This window comes from Halopseudomonas sp. (genome assembly GCF_038130085.1).
GTDB lineage: Bacteria > Pseudomonadota > Gammaproteobacteria > Pseudomonadales > Pseudomonadaceae > Halopseudomonas.
This window is the reverse complement of record NZ_JAYPMU010000003.1, coordinates 137,093-161,813: the sequence shown is the minus strand read 5'-3', so window position 1 is coordinate 161,813 and position 24,721 is coordinate 137,093. Positions and strand designations below refer to the sequence as shown.

19 protein-coding genes are annotated in these 24,721 nt (G+C 61.0%); 1 reads left to right on the top strand and 18 read right to left on the bottom strand.

What is annotated here, in order from left to right:
• Nucleotides 1-97 precede the first annotated feature (97 nt).
• Entirely contained in the window at nt 98-1,156 is a 1,059-nt protein-coding gene (locus tag AAFM31_RS03770; protein WP_341706572.1) for an enoyl-CoA hydratase/isomerase family protein, read from the top strand.
• Here the strand turns inward: AAFM31_RS03770 and AAFM31_RS03765 are convergent.
• From AAFM31_RS03765 to bamA, 18 genes are all read right to left on the bottom strand, one after another.
• Nucleotides 1,147-4,251, bottom strand: a complete 3,105-nt coding sequence (locus AAFM31_RS03765; protein WP_341706656.1) for an error-prone DNA polymerase — start codon at nt 4,249-4,251, stop codon at nt 1,147-1,149. The two genes, AAFM31_RS03770 and AAFM31_RS03765, sit on opposite strands and share 10 nt — an antisense overlap.
• On the bottom strand, nt 4,227-5,636 hold the full coding sequence (locus AAFM31_RS03760; RefSeq protein WP_341706571.1) for a DNA polymerase Y family protein: 1,410 nt from the start codon (nt 5,634-5,636) through the stop codon (nt 4,227-4,229). The genes AAFM31_RS03765 and AAFM31_RS03760 overlap by 25 nt, the downstream gene beginning before the upstream one ends.
• Before the next feature lie 7 nt (nt 5,637-5,643).
• Nucleotides 5,644-6,255 (bottom strand): translesion DNA synthesis-associated protein ImuA, encoded by a 612-nt coding sequence (gene imuA, locus AAFM31_RS03755; RefSeq protein WP_341706570.1) that lies wholly within the window; start codon nt 6,253-6,255, stop codon nt 5,644-5,646.
• A gap of 401 nt (nt 6,256-6,656) precedes the next feature.
• A complete protein-coding gene (gene ispD, locus AAFM31_RS03750; RefSeq protein ID WP_341706569.1) occupies nt 6,657-7,355 on the bottom strand; it encodes a 2-C-methyl-D-erythritol 4-phosphate cytidylyltransferase in 699 nt (232 codons plus the stop codon).
• On the bottom strand, nt 7,352-7,582 hold the full coding sequence (locus AAFM31_RS03745) for a septum formation initiator family protein (RefSeq protein WP_088273905.1): 231 nt from the start codon (nt 7,580-7,582) through the stop codon (nt 7,352-7,354). Before AAFM31_RS03745 ends, ispD begins: the two co-directional genes overlap by 4 nt.
• Nucleotides 7,583-7,680: 98 nt before the next feature.
• A complete protein-coding gene (gene eno / locus AAFM31_RS03740) occupies nt 7,681-8,970 on the bottom strand; it encodes a phosphopyruvate hydratase (protein WP_341706568.1) in 1,290 nt (429 codons plus the stop codon).
• A gap of 52 nt (nt 8,971-9,022) precedes the next feature.
• A complete protein-coding gene (gene kdsA, locus AAFM31_RS03735; RefSeq protein WP_341706567.1) occupies nt 9,023-9,868 on the bottom strand; it encodes a 3-deoxy-8-phosphooctulonate synthase in 846 nt (281 codons plus the stop codon).
• Between the two features lie 21 nt (nt 9,869-9,889).
• Nucleotides 9,890-11,518: a CTP synthase gene (locus tag AAFM31_RS03730; RefSeq protein WP_341706566.1), complete on the bottom strand. Its 1,629-nt coding sequence runs from the start codon at nt 11,516-11,518 to the stop codon at nt 9,890-9,892.
• A gap of 131 nt (nt 11,519-11,649) precedes the next feature.
• Nucleotides 11,650-12,981, bottom strand: coding sequence for a tRNA lysidine(34) synthetase TilS (gene tilS / locus AAFM31_RS03725; protein WP_341706565.1), 1,332 nt, complete (start codon nt 12,979-12,981; stop codon nt 11,650-11,652).
• Nucleotides 12,982-13,938, bottom strand: a complete 957-nt coding sequence (accA, locus tag AAFM31_RS03720) for an acetyl-CoA carboxylase carboxyl transferase subunit alpha (RefSeq protein WP_341706564.1) — start codon at nt 13,936-13,938, stop codon at nt 12,982-12,984. It lies immediately after the preceding gene.
• A gap of 98 nt (nt 13,939-14,036) precedes the next feature.
• Nucleotides 14,037-17,570: a DNA polymerase III subunit alpha gene (gene dnaE, locus AAFM31_RS03715; protein ID WP_341706563.1), complete on the bottom strand. Its 3,534-nt coding sequence runs from the start codon at nt 17,568-17,570 to the stop codon at nt 14,037-14,039.
• Between the two features lie 104 nt (nt 17,571-17,674).
• Complete coding sequence (gene rnhB / locus AAFM31_RS03710) at nt 17,675-18,265, bottom strand: ribonuclease HII (RefSeq protein ID WP_341706562.1); 591 nt, start codon at nt 18,263-18,265, stop codon at nt 17,675-17,677.
• 11 nt (nt 18,266-18,276) lie between these two features.
• Entirely contained in the window at nt 18,277-19,458 is a 1,182-nt protein-coding gene (lpxB, locus tag AAFM31_RS03705) for a lipid-A-disaccharide synthase (protein WP_341706561.1), read from the bottom strand.
• Between the two features lies 1 nt (nt 19,459).
• Entirely contained in the window at nt 19,460-20,236 is a 777-nt protein-coding gene (gene lpxA, locus AAFM31_RS03700; RefSeq protein WP_341706560.1) for an acyl-ACP--UDP-N-acetylglucosamine O-acyltransferase, read from the bottom strand.
• Nucleotides 20,233-20,670 (bottom strand): 3-hydroxyacyl-ACP dehydratase FabZ, encoded by a 438-nt coding sequence (gene fabZ / locus AAFM31_RS03695; protein ID WP_088273402.1) that lies wholly within the window; start codon nt 20,668-20,670, stop codon nt 20,233-20,235. The genes lpxA and fabZ overlap by 4 nt, the downstream gene beginning before the upstream one ends.
• 48 nt (nt 20,671-20,718) lie before the next feature.
• Nucleotides 20,719-21,780, bottom strand: a complete 1,062-nt coding sequence (gene lpxD / locus AAFM31_RS03690) for a UDP-3-O-(3-hydroxymyristoyl)glucosamine N-acyltransferase (protein WP_341706559.1) — start codon at nt 21,778-21,780, stop codon at nt 20,719-20,721.
• Nucleotides 21,780-22,286 (bottom strand): OmpH family outer membrane protein, encoded by a 507-nt coding sequence (locus tag AAFM31_RS03685; RefSeq protein ID WP_341706558.1) that lies wholly within the window; start codon nt 22,284-22,286, stop codon nt 21,780-21,782. Before AAFM31_RS03685 ends, lpxD begins: the two co-directional genes overlap by 1 nt.
• Before the next feature lie 44 nt (nt 22,287-22,330).
• Entirely contained in the window at nt 22,331-24,682 is a 2,352-nt protein-coding gene (gene bamA, locus AAFM31_RS03680) for an outer membrane protein assembly factor BamA (protein ID WP_341706557.1), read from the bottom strand.
• Nucleotides 24,683-24,721 lie beyond the last annotated feature (39 nt).

Sequence of the window (24,721 nt, the reverse complement as noted above, 5' to 3'; positions counted from 1 at the left end):
TTTTCTCCCCTACCCACTCCCCTATACTGCGGCTCGATATCTCGCTGCGCGGCCACGCCCTTCTGTCGCGCCACTGTTTCGCCTGATGGAGACTCGTATGTCGGAGACAACCGCCCCGCTGGTGCTGATTGAGCGCCGGGGCCGTATTGGCCAGCTCACCCTCAACCGTCCAGCCGGGCTGAACGCACTGAATCTGGAGATGGTGCGCCTGCTGCAGCGTCAGCTGGAAAGCTGGGCAAGCGACGCCCAGGTCGAGGCGGTGCTGCTGCGCGGCACCGGTGAACGCGCGTTCTGCGCCGGCGGCGACATCCGCTACATGTATGACAACTATCTGGCTGGCCGCCACCACGAGCCGGAAACCTTCTTCACCGAAGAATACGACCTCGATGCCTACATCCATGCCTACCCGAAACCAATCCTGGCGCTGATGGACGGCTTTGTACTGGGCGGCGGCATGGGGCTGGCGCAAGGCGCGAGCATCCGCCTGCTGACCGAGCGCTCACGGCTCGGCATGCCGGAAACCGCGATTGGCTATTTTCCCGACGTAGGCGGCAGCTACTTCCTGTCTCGCCTGCCGGGTCAGCTGGGTATGTATCTCGGTATTACCGGCAACCACGTTGGCAGCAGCGACGCCCTCTACGCGGGTCTTGGCGATCTGTGCATCAGCAGCGCCAGGCTGAGCGAACTGGAAGCCCTGATCGACAGCTTCAACCCGGCGGACGGCAGCCTGGGCGATCAGGTCGCTGCGCTGGCTGACTGCGCGCTGCCAGAGGCGGAACTGAAGGCGCTGCAACCAGCCATTGACCTGCACTTTGCGCAACCCGACATCGCTGCGATCCGCTCATCACTGGCCAGCGAACAGCGCGCCGAGTTCAGCACATGGGCCGAGCGCACCATCGAAATCATCGACAACCGCTCACCGCTGGCGATGGCCGTGACCCAGGCCATGCTGCTGCGCGGTCGCTCGCTGCCGCTGGCCGACTGCTTTGCCATGGAACTGCACATCGGCCGCCAATGGTTCGAGAAAGGCAACATTATGGAAGGCGTGCGCGCGCTGATCGTCGACAAGGACAAGCAGCCGCGCTGGCAACCGCCGCATATCGACCAGCTTGATACGGCAATGGTCGAGGCCTTCTTCGACGGCTTTCAGCGGTAATCCCGGCTGCGCACATCCAGCTTCTGCAACAGCCCGGTCAGGTCATGCAACTGCCGGGCGATCACATGACGCACACCATCACGCGCCTCGAACTGCCCGCGCACTTCCAGCAGTCGTGAGCCGCGCAGTACAGAGCGCTGCCGCTCGGCCAGGTCACTCCAGACGATCACATTGATCATGCCAAACTCGTCTTCCAAGGTGACAAAGGTCACCCCGGTGGCGGTCTGCGGACGCTGACGGCCAACCACTAATCCGGCCACCCGCACCGGCTGATCCGGCGCCAGCGCCAGCAGCTCACGCGAACTGCGGCAGTCCAGCTCGCGCAGCCGCTCACGCAGCAACCCCAATGGATGCGGGCCCATGCTGGTACCGAGGCTGGCGTAATCGGCTTCCATATCTTCCACTACCGATGGTTGCGGAATCACCGCCGGGCTTTCGGCCTGATCGTGTTGCGCCTGCAGCAACGGCAGCTGCGGTTCAACCCCAGCCACCGCCCAGCGCGCACGGAAACGATTGCCTGCCAGCCCACGCAGCGCACCGGCGTCGGCCAGCTGGGCCTGAGCACGGCTGCTCAATCCACCACGCTGGGCCAGATCAGCGACATCAGCAAAATCCTGCTGAGCCCGCGCTTGCAGCAATCGCTCAGCATCGCCTCGACTCAGGCCCTTTACCTGCCGCAGCCCGAGACGAATGGCCGGCTGCGCTGCCGCTGACTCAACCGCCTCCAGCGAGCAGTCCCAATCGCTGTAGCGCACATCCACCGGCCGAATCTCGATCTGGTGGCGACGAGCGTCCTGCAGCAACTGGTCTGGACTGTAGAAGCCCATCGGCCAGCTGTTGATCAGGGCACAGGTAAAGGCAGCCGGTTCATGACACTTCAACCAGCTGCTGGCATAGCTCAGCAGCGCGAAACTGGCCGCGTGGGACTCGGGGAAGCCGTAGCTGCCAAAGCCCTTGATCTGCTCGAAGATCCGCTCGGAAAATGCCTGACTGTAACCGCGCGCGAGCATGCCTGCGGTCAATCTTTGCCGATGATGCTCCAGCCCGCCGTGACGCTTCCAGGCAGCCATCGAGCGACGCAGCTCATCCGCCTCGCCCGGCGTATAGCCGGCAGCAACAATCGCCAGCGCCATCACCTGCTCCTGAAACAACGGCACTCCGAGGGTACGCTCGAATACCTTGCGCAACTCCGGCGACGGGTAGTCGACCGCCTCCTCGCCGTTTCGACGGCGCAAAAAGGGATGCACCATGTCGCCCTGAATCGGCCCGGGGCGCACGATGGAAACCTGAATGACCAGATCATAGAAACAACGCGGGCGCAGCCGCGGCAGCATCGCCATCTGCGCCCGCGACTCGATCTGGAACACGCCGACGGTATCGGCGCGGCTGATCATCTCGTAGGTCGGCGCGTCATCCGGCGGAATGCTCGCCAGCGTCAGATCGCGCCCACGGTGCTGGCGCAGCAGGTCAAAGCAGCGGCGCAGCGCACTGAGCATGCCCAGCGCCAGCACATCGACCTTGAGCATGCCGACCGCATCCAGATCATCCTTGTCCCACTGGATCACCGTACGCTCGGCCATGCTGGCGTTCTCGACCGGCACCAGGGTATCGAGCGGCGCATCTGACATGACAAAGCCGCCCGGATGCTGCGACAGGTGCCTCGGAAAGCCGATCAGCTCACCCGCCAACGTCAACACCCGATGCAGCCAGGGGTTGTTCACATCAAACCCGGCCTCGGCCAGCCGCTCGGCACTGGGCAGCTGTTTGCTCCAGCGACTGCAGCAACGCCCGAGCTGATCAATCTGCTCCTGCGGCAGCCCGAGCGCGCGCGCCACATCACGCACCGCACCCGCCGATAGATAGCGAGTGACTACCGCCGTCAGCGCCGCTCGCTCGCGGCCATAACGACGGAAGATGTACTGAATAACCTCCTCGCGCCGCTCGTGCTCAAAATCCACGTCGATATCCGGCGGCTCATCGCGCTCACGGGAGATAAAGCGCTCGAACAACAGGTTGCTGCGGTCCGGATCGATCTCGGTAATGCCGAGCGCAAAGCACACCGCCGAGTTGGCTGCCGAGCCACGCCCCTGACAAAGAATGCGTTGCCCACGGGCGAAGGCGACGATGTCCTGCACGGTGAGAAAGTAACTGTCGTACGCCTTCTCGGCGATCAGTGCCAGCTCATGCTCCAGCTGCGTTCGCACCTTGTCACTGACGCCGTTTGGCCAGCGCCAGGCGGCACCGCGCCAGGTCAGCTCGCGCAACCAGCTGGACGGGGTATGCCCTTGCGGCACCAGTTCTCGCGGATACTGATAGCGCAGCTCGCCCATGTCGAACTGGCAGCGGGCGGCAATGCGCCGGCTTTCCTCCAGCAGCGCAGGCGGGTAGATCGCCGCCAACGCCGACAGGCTGCGCAGATGGCGCTCGCCATTGGCAAACAGCCGACTGCCCGCCTCCATCACCGTGCAGTGGTGACGCAGCGCGGTCAGAGTGTCCTGCAGCGCCCGCCGCCCACGCACATGCATGTGCACGTCACCGCTGGCCACACAGGGCAGGCCAAGTCGCGCCGCCAGCCCCTGCAACTGGTCCAGCTTGCGCGCATCATCCGGCCCGCGGTGCAGCTCGACCGCCAGCCACAAACGGTTTGGCAACAGCGCCTGCAGTTGCCTGCCATGCTCTTCATCCTGGCCGTGGCGCGGCAACCAGAGCCCGAGCAAACCATCCAGTGCACCGCTCAGATCCTCAAGCCGCAGACAGTACTCACCCTTCCCAGCCCTCCGGCGAGCAACAGTCAGCAAACGGCAGAGGCGCTGATAGCCCGTCAGGCTCTCGACCAGCAAGACCAGTTTGGGGCCGTTCTCCAGCTGAATTTCGCTGCCAACAATCAGTTTCAGACCGCTGTCCTGCGCCGCCTGCCAGGCACGGACAATCCCGGCCAGGCTGGCTTCATCGGTGATCGCCAGAGCGTCATAGCCGTGTTGCCGCGCGCGGGCAAACAGCTCCTGCGCACTGGACGCCCCGCGCTGAAAGCTGAAGTTCGACAGGCAATGCAGTTCGGCGTAACCCAGGCTCATCCGAACCACCCATGCACCCAGAACGGACCCGGGCGCCCTGCGGTATGAAAGGCCCAGGCCCGACGCCCATCACGGGTTTCGATCAGGTAGTAGTCACGCCGCACGTCGTCGCCATCCCACCAGCCGGACTCGATCCGCTCAGGCCCAGCCAGTACCCGTGGGAACAGGTCATTGAGCAGTACCGGTTCGGGCAGCAGCCAGCCGGGGCGTGGCCCGGCTGGGCGCGCGGCGGCATCGCCCCGCTCCTGCGCCAGCCAGCTGCGCTCGGGGCGGTGTTCATCCACCGCCGCCAGCGGCTGTACCACCTTGTCACCCAGTCGAGCGCGCAGCCGCTCACAGACCTGCAGCCAGCTCTGCGACTGCTGCGGGCGGTTACTGAACAGTTCGGCTGCAGCAGGTACAAAGCGCGGCAGATCCTCAGCCAGCAGTGTCAGCGCCTGCACGGGCGCGGCGAGTTCCAGCGTCTCCAGTCGGCCGCGTGCCAATTCAAACAGCCGCTCGCCGTCGCGCTCAGCTCCCAACAAGCCAACCGGCAGCTCGGTGGCAGCCTGACGGCGGTGCTCCAGAATCAGCACAAAGCGCTGTACCCCACAGTCCCGCCCAGCCAGAAAGGTCGCAAGATCACCAATCAAACGCCGCAACGGAAACAACAGCGAGGAGTTCGACTCAACATCAAAGTTAAACTCAATGCGCTGACGAAACTGATCCGGCGGCTGATAGCAGCTCAGCGCCAGCGGGTGATGCCCCTGCAGTTGATCAAGATGCGCCAGCAACTGGGGCGGAAAGCGTTTGGCTAGGCCGTCACGGGGTAACTCCAGCACCTGCTGCAGACGACGCAAGCCCATGCGCTGCAGGCTCTCGATCAGCTCGCCCGGCAAACCGCTGCGCGCCACCGGCAGGCGCTGCAGCTCGGCGTGCAGTGCCTGCTCGTCCACCGCCAGGCCGTCCGCGACGTTGGCGAGCACCCTTGCTGCCAACGGGTTGGGCGCCAGCACCAGTCGATGCTGAAAGCCCAGCGCTTGCAGCTCGGCGCGCAGGCGTTGCTCCAGATCAGGCCAGGGACCGAACAGACGCAAGCTGGAGGCCACCTCCAGCAACAGGGTACGGGGGAAGTCGAGACTCACATGACCACTGAAACCATACGCCCAACTAGCCAGAAACTGCTGCCAGTGCTCGGTCTGCGCCGGGTCGTGTTCGACCGTATCAAAGCACTCCAGCAGCGTCCGAGCCTGGGTCAGGCTCTGACCCGAGCGCAACCCCTGTGCACGGGCCGACTCGTTAACCGCCTGCAGCACCCGCCGCTGCGGCGGCCCACTGAGCAGCGCCAACGGCACAGTCGGATCCTCACGGCTGCGTAGCACCGCATCCAGTGCCAGCTGGGGAAAAAGAATGCAAAGCCAGCGCATGACGGCCTCACTGCGAAATCGATACAGGCCGCGCAGGCGCCACCCCGCCACGGCACTTGAGCACCCGCCACCGCCGCGGCTCACGCTCCTGCAACAGCCGCAGCGCCGCCGGTGAGGGATTGTCCGCCGTACGCCGGTCGCGCAACACAAAGGCCAGCGTCTGGCCGCTGTCAGCCGCCACCTGCAGGCGGCGCAGGGCGCGGTCATCCGCGTGCTCGGGCCAGCACAGCACCGCGCCGCAGCTACCTGAACGCAGGCACTGCTCCGCCGCCCACAGCCGCTCGGCGCCACTGACCTGCAACAACGAGACCTGCGCCAGCACCACCCCTGCCGCCTGCCAGGCAGGCGCAAAGGGAATCGCCGGAGTACCGACCAGCACCACCCGTTCACCGGCTTGAGTCAACCGCGCCAGCAGCGGCCACAGCAGCTGCAACTCGCCACTACCGGGAGCGCCCAGCAGAATCTCGTTCAGCGCGGCCAGTTGCCAGCCACCACCGGGCAGCAGCGCATCCAGCACCGCATGCCCGGTCGGCTGCTCGGCAACCGGCTCACTTTGCTGACGCCCGCGCCAGACGCGACGCGTCTCCAGCAACCGATCAAGTGCAACGACCGCGCCCATGAAAACCTCTGAAAAATACTGTATATGCGTACAGCATATTTATTCGCATGGTATCGGTCAATTGCAAACAGACGGGCACGACAAACGGCGTTCAAGACTAGGGCGGACAGGAATCAAAACCATAGGAAACGGCATGCTGCTATCGCGGGATTCCGGGGTAGCACGAAAAGGCTTCACGCCAGGAAGGTTGACTAATACTTGTACGGTGGAGTGTGCACGACGGGTTCGTCCCGTTTACGCGGGCGAGTAGCGCAGGGCTGACGGGAAATAGGACGGCAGCATGTCTGAGGAGCGCAGCGACGAGTTCTGCCGGCCCCCGTCAGCCCGAGCAACGCAGCGAACCCGAAGGGCCACGTAGTCGGGTTCCCCGGGGGATTCAGGGATAAAACGGCAACGCGAGATCAATTACCCCGCTGACGCAACCACTCCAGATCCTCAGGACGAGTAATCTTCAAATTATCAGCACGCCCCTCAACCAACAGCGGCGCCTGCCCCACCCACTCCATGGCCGAGGCTTCATCAGTAATCAGCGCCCCGGCCGCCAGCGCATCACTGAGTGCCTGCTGCAGGGGCCCGAGGCGAAACATCTGTGGCGTGTAGGCCTGCCAGAACTGGCTGCGATCCGGCGTTGCAGTAACGCGGCCATCCGGGCCAATCTGCTTGAGGGTATCGCGTACCGGCACTGCCAGCAGTCCGCCAACCGGGTCACTCGCCAGCGTGCTCAGCAGCTTGTGCAGGTCGCCATCGGTGAGATTAGGACGAGCCGCGTCGTGCACCAGCACCCAGTCGTCATCAGCCGCGCCCAGCTCACGCAGCGCAATGAGCCCGTTGAGCACCGAGTCGGCCCGCTCGCGTCCGCCGACTGTGCGGGTAATCCGCGTGTCCCGGGCACAGGGCAGCGTCGGCCACCAGCCATCATCAGCAGACAGGGAAACCACCAGCCCACGCAGTCCCGGTTGATCCAGGAAGCAGGCCAGGGTGTGTTCGATCAGGGTACGTTCACCCCAGAGGAGATATTGCTTGGGACGATCTGCCTGCATGCGCGCGCCGACGCCGGCGGCGGGCAGAACAACCCAGAAATCAGGTGTAGCGACGCTCATTGGTCGCTCAGTTGGAACAGGGTTTCGCCCTGCTTGACCATGCCCAACTCACGGCGGGCACGCTCTTCGACGGTTTCCAGACCTTGCTTGAGTTCGATGACTTCAGCGGTCAGCACCCGATTGCGCTCCAGCAGCTGCTCGTTCTCGCGCTGCTGCTCGGCAATCTGCTGCTTGAGCTGGGAAACGTGGGCAAGACTACCCTCACCGACCCAGAGTCGGTACTGCATCGCCGCCAACAGCGACAGCGCAATGATCCAGAGCCATTTCAAGCCAGATGCTCCCGTCTAGGAACGGCGGGTACGCTCACACGTACCCGCCAGACCGATCAGCCGCGGAACTCGGCGCGACCCTTATAGGGCGCCTTGCCACCCAGTTGCTCTTCGATACGCAGCAGCTGGTTGTACTTGGAAACGCGGTCGGAGCGGCACAGCGAACCGGTCTTGATCTGACCGGCAGCAGTACCTACAGCCAGATCGGCGATGGTGCTGTCTTCGGTCTCGCCAGAGCGGTGCGAGATAACGGCGGTGAAGCCGGCAGCCTTGGCCATCTGGATCGCTTCCAGGGTCTCGGTCAGCGAACCGATCTGGTTGAACTTGATCAGGATGGAGTTGCCGATCTTCTCGTCGATGCCGCGCTTGAGGATCTTGGTGTTGGTGACGAACAGGTCGTCACCGACCAGCTGCACCTTCTCGCCAATCTTGTCGGTCAGGACTTTCCAGCCAGCCCAGTCGGACTCATCCATACCGTCTTCGATAGAGATGATCGGGTAGCGCTGGGTCAGGCCCGCCAAGTAGTCGGCAAAACCTTCCGCACTGAATACCTTGCCTTCGCCAGCCAGGTCGTAGTTGCCGTCCTTGTAGAACTCGCTGGAAGCGCAGTCCAGCGCCAGAGTAACGTCGTCACCCAGGGTGTAACCGGCGTTGGCAACAGCTTCGGCGATGGCCGCCAGAGCGTCTTCATTCGAAGCCAGGTTCGGCGCGAAACCGCCCTCGTCACCCACCGCAGTGTTCAGGCCGCGTGCCTTCAGAACCGCTTTCAGGTGGTGGAAAATTTCCGCACCCATGCGCAGCGCGTCAGCGAAGTTCTTGGCGCCAACCGGCTGAACCATGAACTCCTGAATGTCGACGTTGTTGTCGGCGTGCTCACCACCATTGATGATGTTCATCATCGGAACAGGCATGGAGTAGACGCCGGGAGTGCCATTCAGGTCGGCAATGTGCGCATACAGCGGCACGCCCTTGGCCTGAGCAGCCGCCTTGGCAGCGGCCAGGGAGACAGCCAGGATAGCGTTGGCGCCCAGAGTAGCCTTGTTTTCAGTACCGTCCAGCTCGATCATCGCGCGATCCAGCTCAGCCTGCGCGGTGGCATCACGGCCAACCAGCAGCTCGCGGATGGGGCCATTGATATTGGCGACGGCCTTGAGCACGCCCTTGCCGAGGTAACGGCTCTTGTCGCCATCACGCAGTTCCAGTGCTTCGCGCGAACCGGTAGACGCGCCGGAAGGAGCGCAGGCGCTGCCCATGATGCCGCCTTCCAGGATTACGTCAGCTTCAACGGTCGGGTTACCGCGCGAGTCCAGAACCTCACGGCCCTTGATATCAATGATTTTTGCCATCTTTACTTGCTAGCTCCGTATATCGGGTCAATCGGGTGAAAGCGGTCGCGGCTCAAGCCGTTTCCAGAACCGGGAAGCTCTTGACCAGCTCGTCAAGGGCCTTCAACTGGGCAAGGAACGGCTCCAGCTTGTCCAAACGCAGGGCGCAGGGGCCATCGCACTTGGCGTTATCAGGATCAGGGTGTGCTTCGAGGAACAGACCCGCCAGGCCCTGGCTCATGCCCGCCTTGGCCAGATCGGTAACCTGGGCACGACGACCGCCGGCCGAGTCACTGCGACCGCCTGGCATCTGCAGGGCGTGGGTCACGTCGAAGAACACCGGGTATTCGAACTGCTTCATGATGCCGAAGCCAAGCATGTCGACTACCAGGTTGTTATAACCGAAGGAAGAACCCCGCTCGCACAGCACCAGACGATCATTGCCCGCCTCTTCACACTTGGTGAGGATGTGCTTCATTTCCTGCGGCGCGAGGAACTGGGCCTTCTTGATGTTGATCACGGCATTGGTCTTGGCCATCGCCACAACCAGATCGGTCTGCCGGGACAGGAAGGCCGGCAGCTGAATGATGTCGCAGACCTCGGCAACCGGCGCAGCCTGGTAGGGCTCGTGCACGTCGGTGATGACCGGGACGTTGAAGGTGCGCTTGATCTCTTCGAAGATCTTCAGCCCCTCTTCCATGCCGGGGCCGCGGAACGAGTTGATCGACGAGCGGTTGGCCTTGTCGAAGCTGGCCTTGAACACATAGGGAATCCCCAGCTTGCTGGTGACTTCGACGTAACGCTCGCAGATCTGCATTGCCAGATCACGCGACTCCAGTACGTTCATGCCACCGAACAGAACGAAGGGTTTGTCGTTGGCCATCTCGATGTCACCAACGCGCACGATTTTCTGTGCCATAAGCCAGCTTCTTCCTTAATCTCAGCCGTTCTTGTGCTGACGCAGCGCGGCGCCAATGAAACCACTGAACAACGGGTGGCCGTAACGCGGTGTGGAGGTAAATTCCGGGTGGAACTGGCACGCTACGAACCACGGATGATCCTTGACCTCAACCACCTCAACCAGTGCGCCGTCACCGGAACGACCGGAGATGTTCAGGCCGCCAGCCTGCAGGTCGGGCAGCAGGTTGTTGTTGACCTCATAACGGTGGCGATGACGCTCGACGATCACGTCCTTGCCGTAGCAGTCGTAGGCCTTGGAGCCCTGCTCCAGCGTGCACTCCTGCGCGCCCAGGCGCATGGTGCCACCCAGATCGGAGGCTTCGGTACGCAGCTCGGTCTCACCGGAAGCGTCCTGCCACTCGGTGATCAGACCGACAACCGGATGACCGGAAGTCTTGTCGAATTCAGTGGAGTTGGCATCGCTCCAGCCCAACACGTTACGGGCGTACTCGATGACCGCGACCTGCATACCCAGGCAGATGCCCAGATACGGAATTTTGTTCTCGCGGGCGTAACGCACGGCAGTGATCTTGCCCTCGACACCACGGGAGCCAAAGCCACCCGGGACCAGAACGGCATCAACACCATCCAGCAGGCCGGTGCCTTGCTGCTCGATGTCTTCAGAGTCGATGTAACGCACGTTAACCTTGGTCCGTGCCTGAATGCCGGCGTGGCTGAGCGCTTCGATCAGCGACTTGTAGGCATCCAGCAGTTCCATGTACTTGCCGACCATGGCGATGGTGACTTCGTGCTCGGGGTTGAGCTTGGCGTCAACCACACGGTCCCACTCGGAAAGGTCTGCCTGACCGCACTCCAGACCGAAACGCTCGACGACGAAGTCGTCCAGGCCCTGGGCATGGAGTACGGACGGGATTTTGTAGATGGTGTCGACGTCTTCCAGACCGATGACCGCGCGCTCTTCCACGTTGGTGAACAGCGCAATCTTACGGCGCGAAGACAGATCGATCGGATGATCGGAGCGGCAGATCAGCACATCGGGCTGCAGGCCGATGGAGCGCAGTTCCTTCACCGAGTGTTGGGTCGGCTTGGTCTTGGTCTCGCCAGCGGTGGCAATGTAGGGCACCAGAGTCAGGTGCATCAGCATCGCGCGCTTGGCGCCGACTTCCACCCGCAGCTGGCGGATGGCTTCCAGGAACGGCTGGGACTCGATGTCGCCCACGGTACCGCCGATTTCGACCAGCGCCACGTCGGCATCGCCAGCACCCTTGATGATGCGGCTCTTGATCTCGTCGGTGATGTGCGGAATGACCTGAATGGTCGCACCCAGATAATCACCACGGCGCTCCTTGCGCAGCACGTCGGCGTAGACACGGCCAGTGGTGAAGTTGTTGTTCTGGGTCATGGTCGCGTTGACGAAACGCTCGTAGTGACCCAAATCGAGGTCGGTTTCCGCGCCATCATGGGTCACGAAGACTTCGCCATGCTGGAAGGGACTCATGGTGCCCGGATCCACGTTGATATAGGGATCCAGCTTGAGCATGGTGACCTTCAGACCACGCGCCTCGAGGATCGCCGCGAGGGACGCCGAGGCGATACCCTTGCCCAAAGAAGAAACAACACCACCCGTGACGAAGATGTAGCGCGTCATGAAAAACCCATAGATTGAACAGTTAAGCGGTTTGCACCGCGAGGAATTCGAAGGGAGTCAAAGGTGACCTGAAGGGTCAGCCAAAGTCTCGTCAAGATGGGAAGTCAGGATACCAGACAGGCCCCGCTTGCTCAATCCGAAACAGGCTTCCAACTGACCCTAAAACCACTCTGTGTCCCGTCCACCAGAGCCTGCTCGGCATTCCACCGCCCTGCCACCGAAACCAGCTCGCCGCCTGAGTATAGCAACGGCACTGAAGGACGCAGCCAGGCTGGAATCTGCGCCTGCTGGAGCAGCTGTTTGACCGACTGAGTAGGCCGCCCAGGCAGCTTTATCTGCTCCCCGCCCTGACGATAGGCTACCTGCCAGCCATCCGGCCCGGGAGGCCGCAAGCCGCCGTTTGATGGCGCAGAACAGAGCGCCCCATTGCCAGCCACCAGCAGCTGCTGAAGATCCGGCAGGCACGCCTGCATTTCTCCCCGCGCAGGCCAACCACTCTCAACCAGCCATAGACGATCTGACGAACGGTATAGTCGCCGACCGTCCAACTGCAATTGCGGCTGGGCATCGCTACTGGCTGCCAACTGCTGCAGCCATTGATCGAGGTGCCGCTGATCGGGCATCAATACACCCTGCTGCCGCAACCAGAAGCGCAGCAGGTTGCGCTGCCTGGCCAACGATAATTCGAGCACCGGCGCCAGCAACAGACTCGGCCACACCTGCAACCAAGGGTCTTCAAGCCGCACGGCGGCAGCCTGCAGATCATTCAGTGCCAGCTCGTCGAGCAACTCGCCTGCTTCTCGGGCATGATCCGCCAGGCGCAGCAGACTCTGATCGACCTGCGGCCAAGCATCCCGCAACTGCGGCAGCAACTGGTGGCGCAGCGCCGTGCGGGCAAAGCGCGCATCCTGATTGGCCGGATCGTCGATCCATTGCAGACCTTGCTGCCGCGCCCAGCTCGCCAGCTGCGCACGCGATGCGTCCAGCAGTGGCCGGGACAACCAGCCACGCCCCAGCTGGCGTCGCCGCGGCATGCCCGCCAGACCGCGCACACCGGTGCCGCGCAGCAGCCGAAACAGCATGGTTTCCAGTTGATCATCCGCGTGATGCGCCAGCAACAACTCGGCGCCGTTCGGCAAGATGTCAGAGAAAGCGGCGTAGCGCGCATCACGCGCAGCCTGCTCGATACTCGCACCCGGCTCCACACGCACTCGCACGATTTTCAGCGGCACGCCGCGCTCGTCACAGGCCCGCTGACAATGCGCCGCCCAGGTGTCAGCCTCGGGATGCAGCCCGTGATGAATATGAATAACGTGTAGCGGAGGAAGATCGCAGAGTTGGCGAGCCTGGACCAGCAGCTCAAGCAGAACCATGGAGTCCAGACCACCGGACAACCCCAGCCACCAGGCCGGGGCGCCCAAACAGGAGCCGAGCTGCTCGCGCAGCCCCTGCGGTGTCAGCATTTACTGGATACCGAAGGACATCAGCCGCTGGTAGCGGGTTTCCAGCAGTTGCTCGGGCGTGCGCTCGTCAAGCTTGGCTAGTTGTGCAACCAGCTGCTGCTTGATGCGCTCGGCGGTTTCCTGCGGTGAGCGCTGCGCGCCACCCAGCGGCTCGGGGATCAGGGTATCGACCAGTCCCAGCTCCTTCAGACGCTCGGCGGTAATACCCATGGCCGCTGCGGCGTCAGCCGCTTTCTCGGCGCTCTTCCAGAGAATGGAAGCACAACCTTCCGGCGAGATCACCGAGTAGGTGGAGTATTGCAGCATCATCAGGTGATCGCAGACCCCGATCGCCAGCGCACCGCCCGAACCACCCTCACCGATAACGGTAGCGATGATTGGGGTTTTCAGACGCGACATGACCTGCAGGTTCCAGGCGATGGCCTCACTCTGACCGCGCTCTTCGGCATCAATCCCCGGGTATGCACCGGGGGTGTCGATAAAAGTCACGATAGGCATCTTGAAGCGCTCGGCCATTTCCATCAAACGGCAGGCCTTGCGGTAGCCTTCAGGCTTGGGCATGCCGAAATTGCGGCGTACCTTTTCCTTAACATCGCGCCCCTTCTGGTGACCGATGACCATGACCGGACGGCCTTCCAGTCGCGCGATGCCGCCAACGATCGCCGCATCGTCGGCGAAGTGACGATCACCATGCAGTTCTTCGAAGTCGGTGAAGATGTTGCTGATGTAATCCAGCGTGTAGGGGCGCTGCGGGTGGCGCGACATCTGGGCCACCTGCCAGCTGCTCAGGTTGCCGAAAATGCTCTCGGTCAGGGACTTGCTCTTCTCCTGCAGCCGAGTGATTTCTTCGGTGATGTTCAGCGCGTTGTCACTGCCGACCAGACGCAGCTCTTCGATCTTGGCCTGCAGATCCGCAATTGGCTGTTCAAACTCCAAGTATTTCTGGCTGTTGCTCATAGGCATCCATCATCCGCTTGCGCCCGATCCGGGCATCCAAAAGTTTCGCAAATAACCTTACGGGATTGCCGGGCGCCCGTCGAGCACCCGGCTTTGCGCTATCTATAGTGCAGAGAGACGCTGTCTTTGCCCAACTGGTCACGCAGGCTTTGCAACAGATCGTCTGCCGGTTCAACCCGCCACTCGTCACCCAGACGCAGCAGCGCGGCCGCATCGGCTCGCTGGTACTCGATCGTCACCGGGCAGCCGCCGCGATACTGCTGCAGCAACCCTGCCATGCGGGTCAACGCACCGGCATCATGACGCGTCCCGTCCAGATTAACCCGCACGCTATCGAGCAATCCGGTACGCGCCTCTTCCAGGCTCATGACCCGCTTGGCACGGACCCGCATACCGCCGGAGAAGTCATCAACTGCAACCTCGCCTTCAACCACCAGCATCGCGTCTTTCTGCAGCAGGGCTTGGGCTGCGTTGTAGGCTTCTGCAAACAACGACACCTCGATCCGAGCAGAACGGTCATCGAGGGTGACAAAACCAACCTTATCGCCACGCTTGTTCTTCATCACGCGCAGATCAAACACCAGACCGGCAATGGTCTGACTATCACGTGACGGTTTCAGATCGAGAATCCGCTGGCGGGCAAAACGGCGAATTTCACGCTCATATTCGTCAATCGGGTGACCAGTGAGATACAGGCCCAGGGTTTCCTTCTCGCCGCGCAGGCGCTCCTTGAAGGTCCACTCGCGCACCTTGCGATAGGGCTCGTACACATCACGTTCGGTAGACGGCCCGAGCAGGTCGCCAAACAGATCATCGTGGCCGCTGTCGGCGCTGCGCGCGGTCTGCTCGGCCGAGGCAATCGCCTCTTCCATCGCACTCATCAGCGCGGCGCGGTTGCGGTCGATCTGCTTCTGGTAGGCCTGGACTTCCTCGGCGAAGAACGGCCCCAAGCGATCCAGTGCACCGCTGCGAATCAGGGCTTCCATCACCCGTTTGTTGATGCGCTTGAGGTCTACCCGGGCGCAGAAGTCGAACAAGTCGTTAAACGGACCACCGGCCTTGCGGGTTTCGACGATGGTCTCGACCGGGCCTTCACCCACGCCCTTGATCGCACCAAGGCCGTACACAACATCACCGGCGTCATCGACGGTGAACTTGAATTCCGAGACGTTGACGTCCGGGGTTTTGATCCGCAGCCGCATGCTGCGGCATTCCTCGATCAGCGTCACCACCTTGTCGGTGTTGTGCATATCCGCCGAGAGTACCGCGGCCATGAAGGGCGCCGGATAATGCGCCTTCAGCCAGGCAGTCTGATAGGACACCAGACCGTAGGCGGCCGAGTGCGACTTGTTGAAGCCGTAACCAGCGAACTTTTCCACCAGGTCGAAAATGTTACCGGCCAGGTCAGCGTCGATGCCATTGTTGGCGCAGCCTTCGATAAAACCGCCACGCTGCTTAGCCATCTCTTCGGGTTTTTTCTTACCCATCGCCCGGCGCAGCATATCCGCGCCACCCAGGGTGTAGCCGGCCATCACCTGAGCGATCTGCATTACCTGTTCCTGATACAGGATGATGCCGTAGGTGGGCTTGAGCACCGGTTCAAGACCGGGGTACTGGTAGTTCGGGTGCGGATAGGAAATCTCTTCCCGGCCGTGCTTACGGTTGATGAAGTCGTCCACCATGCCTGACTGCAGCGGGCCCGGACGGAACAGGGCCACCAGTGCGATCATGTCTTCCAGACAGTCAGGTTTGAGCTTTTTGATCAGCTCCTTCATGCCGCGCGATTCAAGCTGGAAAACGGCGGTGGTTTCCGCTTTTTGCAGCATGCTATAGGTCGGTGCATCATCCAGCGGAATCAGGTCGATATTGACCAGTTCCTCATCGCTGGCTCCCTGCGCGCGCTGCTGGCGATGGATGGTTTCCATCGCCCACTTGATGATGGTCAAGGTGCGTAGACCGAGGAAGTCAAACTTCACCAGACCGGCCGCTTCCACATCGTCCTTGTCGAACTGGGTTACCAAGCCACCACCGGACTCGTCGCAATACAGCGGTGCAAAGTCGGTCAATTTAGTCGGCGCGATTACCACACCCCCGGCGTGCTTGCCGACGTTACGGGTAATCCCCTCCAGCTTGAGCGCCATGTCCCAGATTTCCTGGGCTTCCTCGTCGTTGGCGAGGAAATCGCGCAGCATTTCTTCCTGTTCATAGGCCTTGGTCAGCGTCATGCCGACCTCAAACGGGATCATCTTCGACAGCTTGTCGGCCAGACCGTAGGACTTGCCCTGCACCCGCGCCACGTCGCGCACTACCGCCTTGGCCGCCATGGTACCGAAGGTGATGATCTGCGATACCGCATTACGGCCGTAGGCATCGGCGACGTAATCAATCACCCGGTCGCGACCCTCCATGCAGAAGTCGACGTCGAAGTCGGGCATGGAAATACGCTCCGGGTTGAGGAAGCGCTCGAACAGCAGGTCGTAGGCCAGCGGGTCGAGGTCGGTAATCAGCAGCGAATACGCCACCAGCGAGCCCGCCCCGGAACCACGGCCCGGGCCCACGGGCACGCCGTTGCCCTTGGCCCATTTGATGAAGTCCATCACGATCAGGAAGTAGCCGGGGAAGCCCATCTGATTGATGATGTCGAGTTCGAAGTTCAGACGGTCGATATAGACCTGACGCTTGGCCTCGTAGTCCGGCGTATCCGGCGGCAGGATCACCTTGAGGCGCTCCTCCAGCCCTTCGAAGGACACCTTCTTGAAGTACTCTTCAATCGTCAGGCCGTCCGGAATGGGGAAGTCCGGCAGGAAGTACGTGCCCAGCTGCACATCAATGTTGCAGCGCATGGCAATCTCGACGCTGTTCTCCAACGCCTCGGGGATATCGGAAAACAGCTCGGCCATCTCGGCCGGTGTCTTCAGGTACTGCTCCTCGCTGTACTGGCGCACCCGACGCGGATCATCCAGCGCCCTGCCCTCGCCGATGCAGACACGGGTTTCGTGGGCTTCAAAGTCACCACGTTTGAGGAAGCGTACGTCGTTGGTCGCGACTACCGGGCAGCCGGTGCGAGCCGCCAGCGCAACAGCCGCATGCACATGCTCTTCGTCATTGGCACGACTGGTGCGCTGCAACTCCAGATAGAAGCGATCCGGGAAGACACTCATCCAGTAGCCAAGTAACTCGTCAGCACGCTCGGGGGTAGATGACAGCAAAGCGATGCCAACCTCCCCTTCCTTGGCAGCCGACAACGCGATCACCCCTTCGCTGGCTTCGGCAATCCACTCCCGGCGCACGGTAACCAGACCGTTGCGCTGGCCTTCGGTATACCCACGAGACACCAGCTCAGTCAGATTGCGATAGCCCTTGGCATTCATGGCCAGCAGGCTGATGCGAGTCAGCACGGTATCGTCTTCGGCATCGGTCAACCACAGGTCCACGCCGGAAATTGGCTTGATACCGCCACCCATGGCCGCCCTGTAAAACTTGACCAAGCTACACATATTGCTCTGGTCAGTGATCGCCACCGCCGGCATGCCCGCCTCGGTAACAGCCTTGATCAGGGGTTTGACCTTGACCAGTCCGTCAACCAGAGAGTACTCACTGTGGACACGCAGGTGAACAAAGGAAAATGACATGGAAATCCTGTTTCAGATGGCGAAGCGTCAAGCAGAGAATTGTAGCGACGGGGAACTGCTGCGACCAGTCGCAGCGTGCAGAACTGTATGACCGCTGCCGCTGTTTACTGTTCCAGCGCCTTGCGTACCGGAGCGAACGAGCGTCGATGAATGGGCGTTGCCCCCAGCTCACGCAAGGCAGCCAAGTGGGTTGGCGTTGGGTAGCCCTTGTGACCGGCAATGCCGTATCCCGGGTACTGCTTGTCCAGTTCAAGCATCTCGCGATCCCGCGCGACCTTGGCCAGAATCGATGCCGCCGCGATCGCCGGCACCCGGCTGTCACCCTTGATCACCGGCTCGCTGCGCATCGGCAACACCGGACAGCGATTGCCATCCACCAGCACCAGGTCAGGACGAACCTGCAAACCCGCGACTGCGCGCTGCATCGCTAGCATGGTGGCATGCAGAATGTTCAACTGATCAATTTCTTCAACCTCAGCGCGGGCTATGCACCAAGCCAATGCCCGTTCCTGAATCAACGGAAACAGCACCTCACGGCGCGCCTCGGTGAGTTTCTTCGAGTCATTGAGGCCTTCGATCGGACGCGCAGGATCCAGAATGACTGCTGCGGTCACGACCGCCCCGCATAGCGGCCCTCTGCCTACCTCATCGACACCCGCAACCAGCTCTTCGCCATCGGGCAAAGCCCAATCCATGCTCAACTGACTCACAGGTGTCCGCGCTCACGCATCAGACCAGCAACGGCGTCGGCGGCGCACTGATCGGCATCACGGCGCAGTAGCTGATGCAACTGCATAAAGGTCTGCTCGGTCGCGACCCGCTCTTCGGTGGGCAACAGACGGGCTAACAGCGCCTGCCCCATCGCCTCGGGGGTGGCGGCATCCTGCAAAAACTCTGGTGCCACTTCACGCCCTGCCAGCAAGTTGGGCAGCGACACATGCCCGACCTTGATAAGACGCTTGAGAATACGGTGCGTGAGCCCCGCCATCCGGTAGGCCACCACCATAGGGCGCTTGAACAACATGGCTTCGAGCGTGGCGGTGCCCGACGCGATCAATACCGCATCGCAGGCAGCCAATACCTCGTGAGCCTGGCCGTCGAACAGGGTCAGCGGCAGCTCGAGCCCACTTTCGGCAAGGATGGCATCCATCTGCTGACGGCGCTCAGGATTGGCGCAGGGCATGATGAACTGCAGATCCGGCTGACGCTCCAGGCACCAGGCCGCAGTATCCAAAAACAGCCGGCCGAGCTTACGCAACTCACCGTTACGACTGCCGGGCAGCAGCGCAACCACTTTCGCCGCCTGCGAGACACCAAGCGCCTGACGCGCCGCGGAGCGATCAGGGGTCAGTGCAATACGGTCGGCCAGAGTATGGCCAACGCAGCGCACCGCCACACCATGCCGGCGATAGACCTCTTCCTCGAAGGGAAACAGCGTAAGCATCAGGTCGGTAGACTTGGCAATGCCCAGCACGCGCTTCTCGCGCCAGGCCCAAACCGAGGGACTGACGTAATGTACGGTCGGGATACCAACATCGCGCAGGCGTTGCTCAACTCCCAAAGTGAAGTCCGGCGCATCAATGCCAATGAAGACGTCCGGCTGTTCCTGCTTGAGGAACTCCACCAGCTCACGGCGAATGCGCAGTAGCTCGCGCAGGCGACCGAGCACCTCAACCAGCCCCATGACCGACAACCGCTCCATCGGCACCTGAGACTGCATACCTTCGGCCAGCATGCGCGGGCCACCGATGCCGATAAAGCGAGCATTGGGAAAGCGCTGTTTAAGCGCCGCAATCAGGCCTGCACCCAGCGTATCGCCGGACGCCTCACCGGCGACCAGCGCGATACACAGGGGCTTACTGGAAATAGATGCCTCGAGATCGGCCATGTCAGCGGGTAATGCCGCGGGTCGACTCGTTGATGGAGGCACAATACAGCGCGACTTCCGGGAACTGCTCAGCCGCCTCGGAGAGCTGAGCCATCGCCTCGCTGGTAGTCAGGCCCTGACGATAGACCACCTTGTAGGCACGGCGCAGCGCACTGATCAACTCTGGAGAATAGCCACGCCGACGCATGCCTTCGAAGTTCATGCCATGCGCGCTGGCGGGATTACCGCCGACCATGACAAACGCCGGAATGTCCTTGAACACCGCAGTGTTCGCCGCACTCATGGCGAAAGAACCGATGCGACAGAACTGATGTACGGTCGTGTACCCGCCGAGAATAGCGCCATCACCGACATGCACATGCCCGGCGATAGTGGCGTTGTTGGCCATAATGATGTTATCGCCGACCACACAGTCGTGGGCAACGTGAACATACGCCATCAGCAGGTTATTACTTCCGATGCGGGTGATGCCTTCGTCCTGCACTGTGCCGCGATGCAACGTGCAGCCTTCGCGAATGATGTTGTTATCACCAATAACTAGACGGGTTGGCTCACCCTTGTACTTCTTGTCCTGACACTCTTCGCCCACCGAGGAGAACTGGAAGATCCGGTTCCCGCGTCCGATGGTAGTTGGCCCCTTGATAACCACATGGGAGGCTACCTGAGTGCCGGCGCCGATTTCGACGTCCGCACCGATATAGCTCCAGGGGCCGACCTCGACGTCATCAGCCAGCCGTGCGGCCGGGTCAACAATCGCCAGAGGGTGAATACGACTCATATTTTGCGTTCCGCACAAATGATTTCAGCTGAACAGGCTTCCTTGCCATCAACGGTAGCACGACAGGCAAATTTCCAGATGCCGCGCTTATCACTCAGATAGCTGGCTTCCAGCTGCAGTTGGTCACCGGGTACGACCGGCTGACGGAAGCGCAGCTTGTCAGAGCCAACGAAGTAATACAGCGTGCCGTCAGCCGGCTTGACGCCCATCATCTTGAAGCCTAGCAGGCCAGCTGCCTGAGCCATGGCCTCGATGATCAGTACGCCAGGCATGATCGGATGCTGAGGGAAGTGTCCATTGAAGAACGGCTCGTTTACCGAGACATTCTTGTAAGCACGAATGCGCTTGTTTTCAAGATCCAGCTCCTGAACCCGATCCACCAACAGGAAAGGGTAACGGTGGGGCAGGTATTCTTTGATTTCGTTGATATCCATGTGTAGCTGGCCTTGCTGAAAAGGATAAAAGCGCCTGCGTGACGCTGCTCAGGCGTTTGATGAGTCTGACGACTGCTGAGTCACCTGCTCGAGTTGTTTCTCGAGCTGCTGGAGGCGCTTGGCCATACCGTCGAGCTGGCGGATACGCGCCGCGCTCTTCTTCCATTCGCCCGCAGGCTGCATCGCAGTACCGGACGAGTAGGCACCCGGCTCAGTGATGGAGCGCGTAACCATGGTCATGCCGCTGACAAAGACATTATCACAGACCTCGATATGACCGACCATGCCGACACCGCCAGCGATCATGCAATGACGACCAATCTTGGTGCTGCCGGAAATACCGACGCAAGCGGCCATCGCCGTGTGATCTCCGATCTGGACGTTGTGGGCAATCTGGATCTGATTATCGAGCTTGACCCCATTGCCGATGACGGTGTCCGCCAATGCGCCACGATCAATGGTTGTGTTGGCGCCAATCTCAACATCATCGCCGATGCTGACACCACCAATCTGGGCAATCTTTTGCCATTGCCCGGCCTGGTTGGCAAAGCCAAACCCTTCCGAACCTATGACCGCCCCAGACTGAATTACCACACGCTCGCCCACACTCACATCGTGATAGAGCGTGACCCGAGGCGCTAACCAGCCGCCTGCACCGATCTTCGAGCGCGCTCCAACGAAACACTGTGGACTCACGGTCACACCGGCACCGATAACGGCTTCAGCCTCAATCACGGCACCAGCGCCGATACTGGCACTGGGATCAACCTGCGCGCTCTCGGCAACCACCGCTGTCGGGTGAATACCGGCCGCAGACTTGGGCTTGCGATCAAAACGATGAGACAACCGCGCGTACGTGAGATACGGGTCAGCCACTACCAACGCGTTACCAGCGAAGCCTTCGGCATCGCGCTCGGTCAGCAGCACCGCACTGGCGCGCGACTCGGCCAGATACTTGCGATATTGCGCATTGGCAAGAAAAGCAAGCTGCCCGGGAGCAGCGTCCTGCAAGGTTGCAAGGCCGCTGATTTCGATTTGCGGGTCCCCAATGAGCTGCGCGCCGAGCTCTTCAGCCAGGCGCGCAAGGGACAGAGACAGATTGTGGTTCATCAGCGCGTGCTGTTCAGGCGCTCAATGACCTGACGGGTAATGTCAAACTGAGGCTTGACCTCAATCACACCACCACGGTCCAGAACCAGGTCGTAGCCACCGGCGGACAGTACACCTTCAACGGCTGCATCAAGACGCGGACGCAGGGCTTCCAGCATCTGACGATCGGACTGAGCCTTGGCTTCATTCAGCTCACGGGACTGCAGCTGGTACTCACGCGCCTTCTGGCGGAATTCCAGTTCCAGCTTCTCGCGTTCGGTCTGGTTCATCTGCTCGCCGTCACGCTGCATACGTTCCTGCAGGCGCTTGGCTTCAGCTTCCAGATTCTTCACACGCTGCAGTTGCGCGCCGAACTGCTTCTCGGCGTCAACCGAGTATTTCTTGGCTGCATCGGATTCGAGCAGCGCCATCTGATAGTCCAGTACGGCAATCTTCATCTCGGCGGATGCCTGGAAGCTGGCCAGGGCCAACAGCGACATCACCGCTACACGCGTAAACTTACCCACTCTAAAACTCCTGATTTCGATACCACGTTGTTATTGGTCTGACGTCAGAACGTCTGGCCGAGAGTGAACTGGAAGACCTGGGTGTCATCAGCCGAATCGGCATTCAACGGCATTGCCAGACTGAAGCCCAGAGGACCGAGCGCTGTCAGCCAGGACAGGCCAACACCGACACTGTAACGCAGCTCACCTAGGTCGACATCACCACAACCCGGGTTCTTGTCGCCTTCGGCCGTAACGGTCCGCGTGCACTGGGTATCGTATATGTTACCCACATCGAAAAACAGGGCAGTACGCAGTGAACGCTGATCCTTGACGAACGGTGCAGGGAAGATGACCTCGGCGCCACCGGTCAGCTTGATGTTGCCACCAAAGGGCAAGGAGTCCTGATCGGGATCATTGGCATTCGGCGTACTCTTCGGCCCCAGGGTGCCGTCTTCGAAGCCGCGTACCGAGCCGATACCACCAGCGTAGTAATGCTCGTAGAACGGCATGCGATCAGTCCCGCCAAAGCCACGACCAAAGCCCAGATCGGTATGCAGGCGCAGCGTCAGGTCCTCGGTCATCGGGAAGAAGCGCTGACCACGGTAATCCATGGTGTAGAACTGCAGGTCACTGCCCGGTACGGTCACGTGCCAGCTCAGGTTCTGCGAATGACCACGATCGGGGAATACGCCGCGGTTGAGGGTGCTTTGCGACCAGGAAGCGTCGAAGAACAGGTTGGTGAAGTTATCACCCTCGCTGTCCAGGAAGCTGAGAATCTCCTGCACCGTGTAGACGCCGCTTTTGATCTTGTCGTGCTGGGCACTCATACCAAAAGAAATGCGTGAGCTGTCGCTGATCGGATAACCGAAGTTGAAACCAGCGCCGTAGGAATCGACTGCGTAACTGGTTACATCAACATCCAGCTCGTCGTAATCGGTGGTCCGATAAAACGCGTTGTAGCCAAAGCTCATACCGTCGACGGTGAAGTACGGGTCCATAAAGCCGAAGGACAACGAAGTCTGGTAGTCGGAGCGGTTAGCGCCGATGCTGACGCGGTTACCGGTACCAAAGAAGTTGTTCTGACTGATAGAGCCACCCAGAATGATACCGGAGCTCTGGGAGAAACCGAGACTGGCAGTCACCGAGCCGGAGGGCTGCTCCTCAACGCTGTAGTTGACGTCGATAAGGTCGTCAGTGCCGGGCACCGGAACCGTCTCAACGTTCACTTCCTTGAAGAAGCCGAGGCGCTCAAGACGCGTCTTGGACTGATCAATCAGGTACGTAGAAGCCCAGCCACCTTCCATCTGACGCATCTCGCGACGCAGCACCTGATCTTCGGTCTTGGTGTTGCCGCGGAAGTTGATGCGATTGACGTAGGCACGCTTGCCCGGGTCAACATAGAAGGTCACTGCGACCGTCTTGTCTTCCTCGTTGATCTCCGGAATGCCGTTAACGCTGGCGAAGGTGTACCCCTCGTTACCCAGACGACGACTGATCAGATCCGAGGTCGAGGTCATGACCTGACGGGAAAAAATCTGACCCGGCTCGATCAGCATCAGGCGCTTGATCTCATCCTCACTGACCACCAGATCGCCCGACAGGCGAACGTCGCTGATGCTGTAGCGCTCACCCTCGGTGATGTTGACGGTGATATAGACGTTCTTCTTGTCCGGAGTGATGGACACCTGGGTTGAAGCAACATTCATGTTGATGTAGCCACGATCCAGGTAATAAGAGCGCAGACGCTCCAGGTCACCGGACAGCTTTTCGCGGGAGTACTTGTCGTCGTTCCGCAGGAAGGAGAACCAGCCGGAGGTCTTCAGCTCGAACAGGTCGACCAGATCCTCGGTCTCAAAAACCGTGTTGCCAACAACGTTAATGTGGGAAATGGCTGCAACAGAGCCTTCGTCAATGACGATCTTCAGCGCTACGCGGTTGCGCGGCTCGGCAATGACCTGGGTTTCGATATCCGCAGAGTAGCGCCCCTGAGACACATATTGACGGAGCAGCTCGTTGCGCACCCCTTCCAGCGTTGCACGCTGAAAGATTTCCCCTTCGGCCAGCCCGGCAGCGCTAAGACCCTTGAGCAGATCTTCGCTCTTGATCGCCTTGTTGCCTTCCAGCTCGATAGAGGAAATCGACGGCCGTTCGACCAGATTGATCACCAGCACGTCGCCATCACGACCAAGTTGAATGTCCTGGAAGAAACCGGTGCGGAACAGGGAGCGTGTCGCCTCAACCAGTTCCGGGTCATCCACTTCATCACCAATGTTCAGCGGCAAGGCGCTGAAAACGCTGCCAGCGGAAACCCGCTGCAATCCATTGACGCGGATATCGGAAATCTGGAAGGCAGCGGCGTGAGCCCCCGGCGCCAATAACATCGAAAAAAGCGCGGGCAATAGGTAACGTTTCATGAAATCCGTTCTGATCTAGCTGATTGAATTCTTATCTGC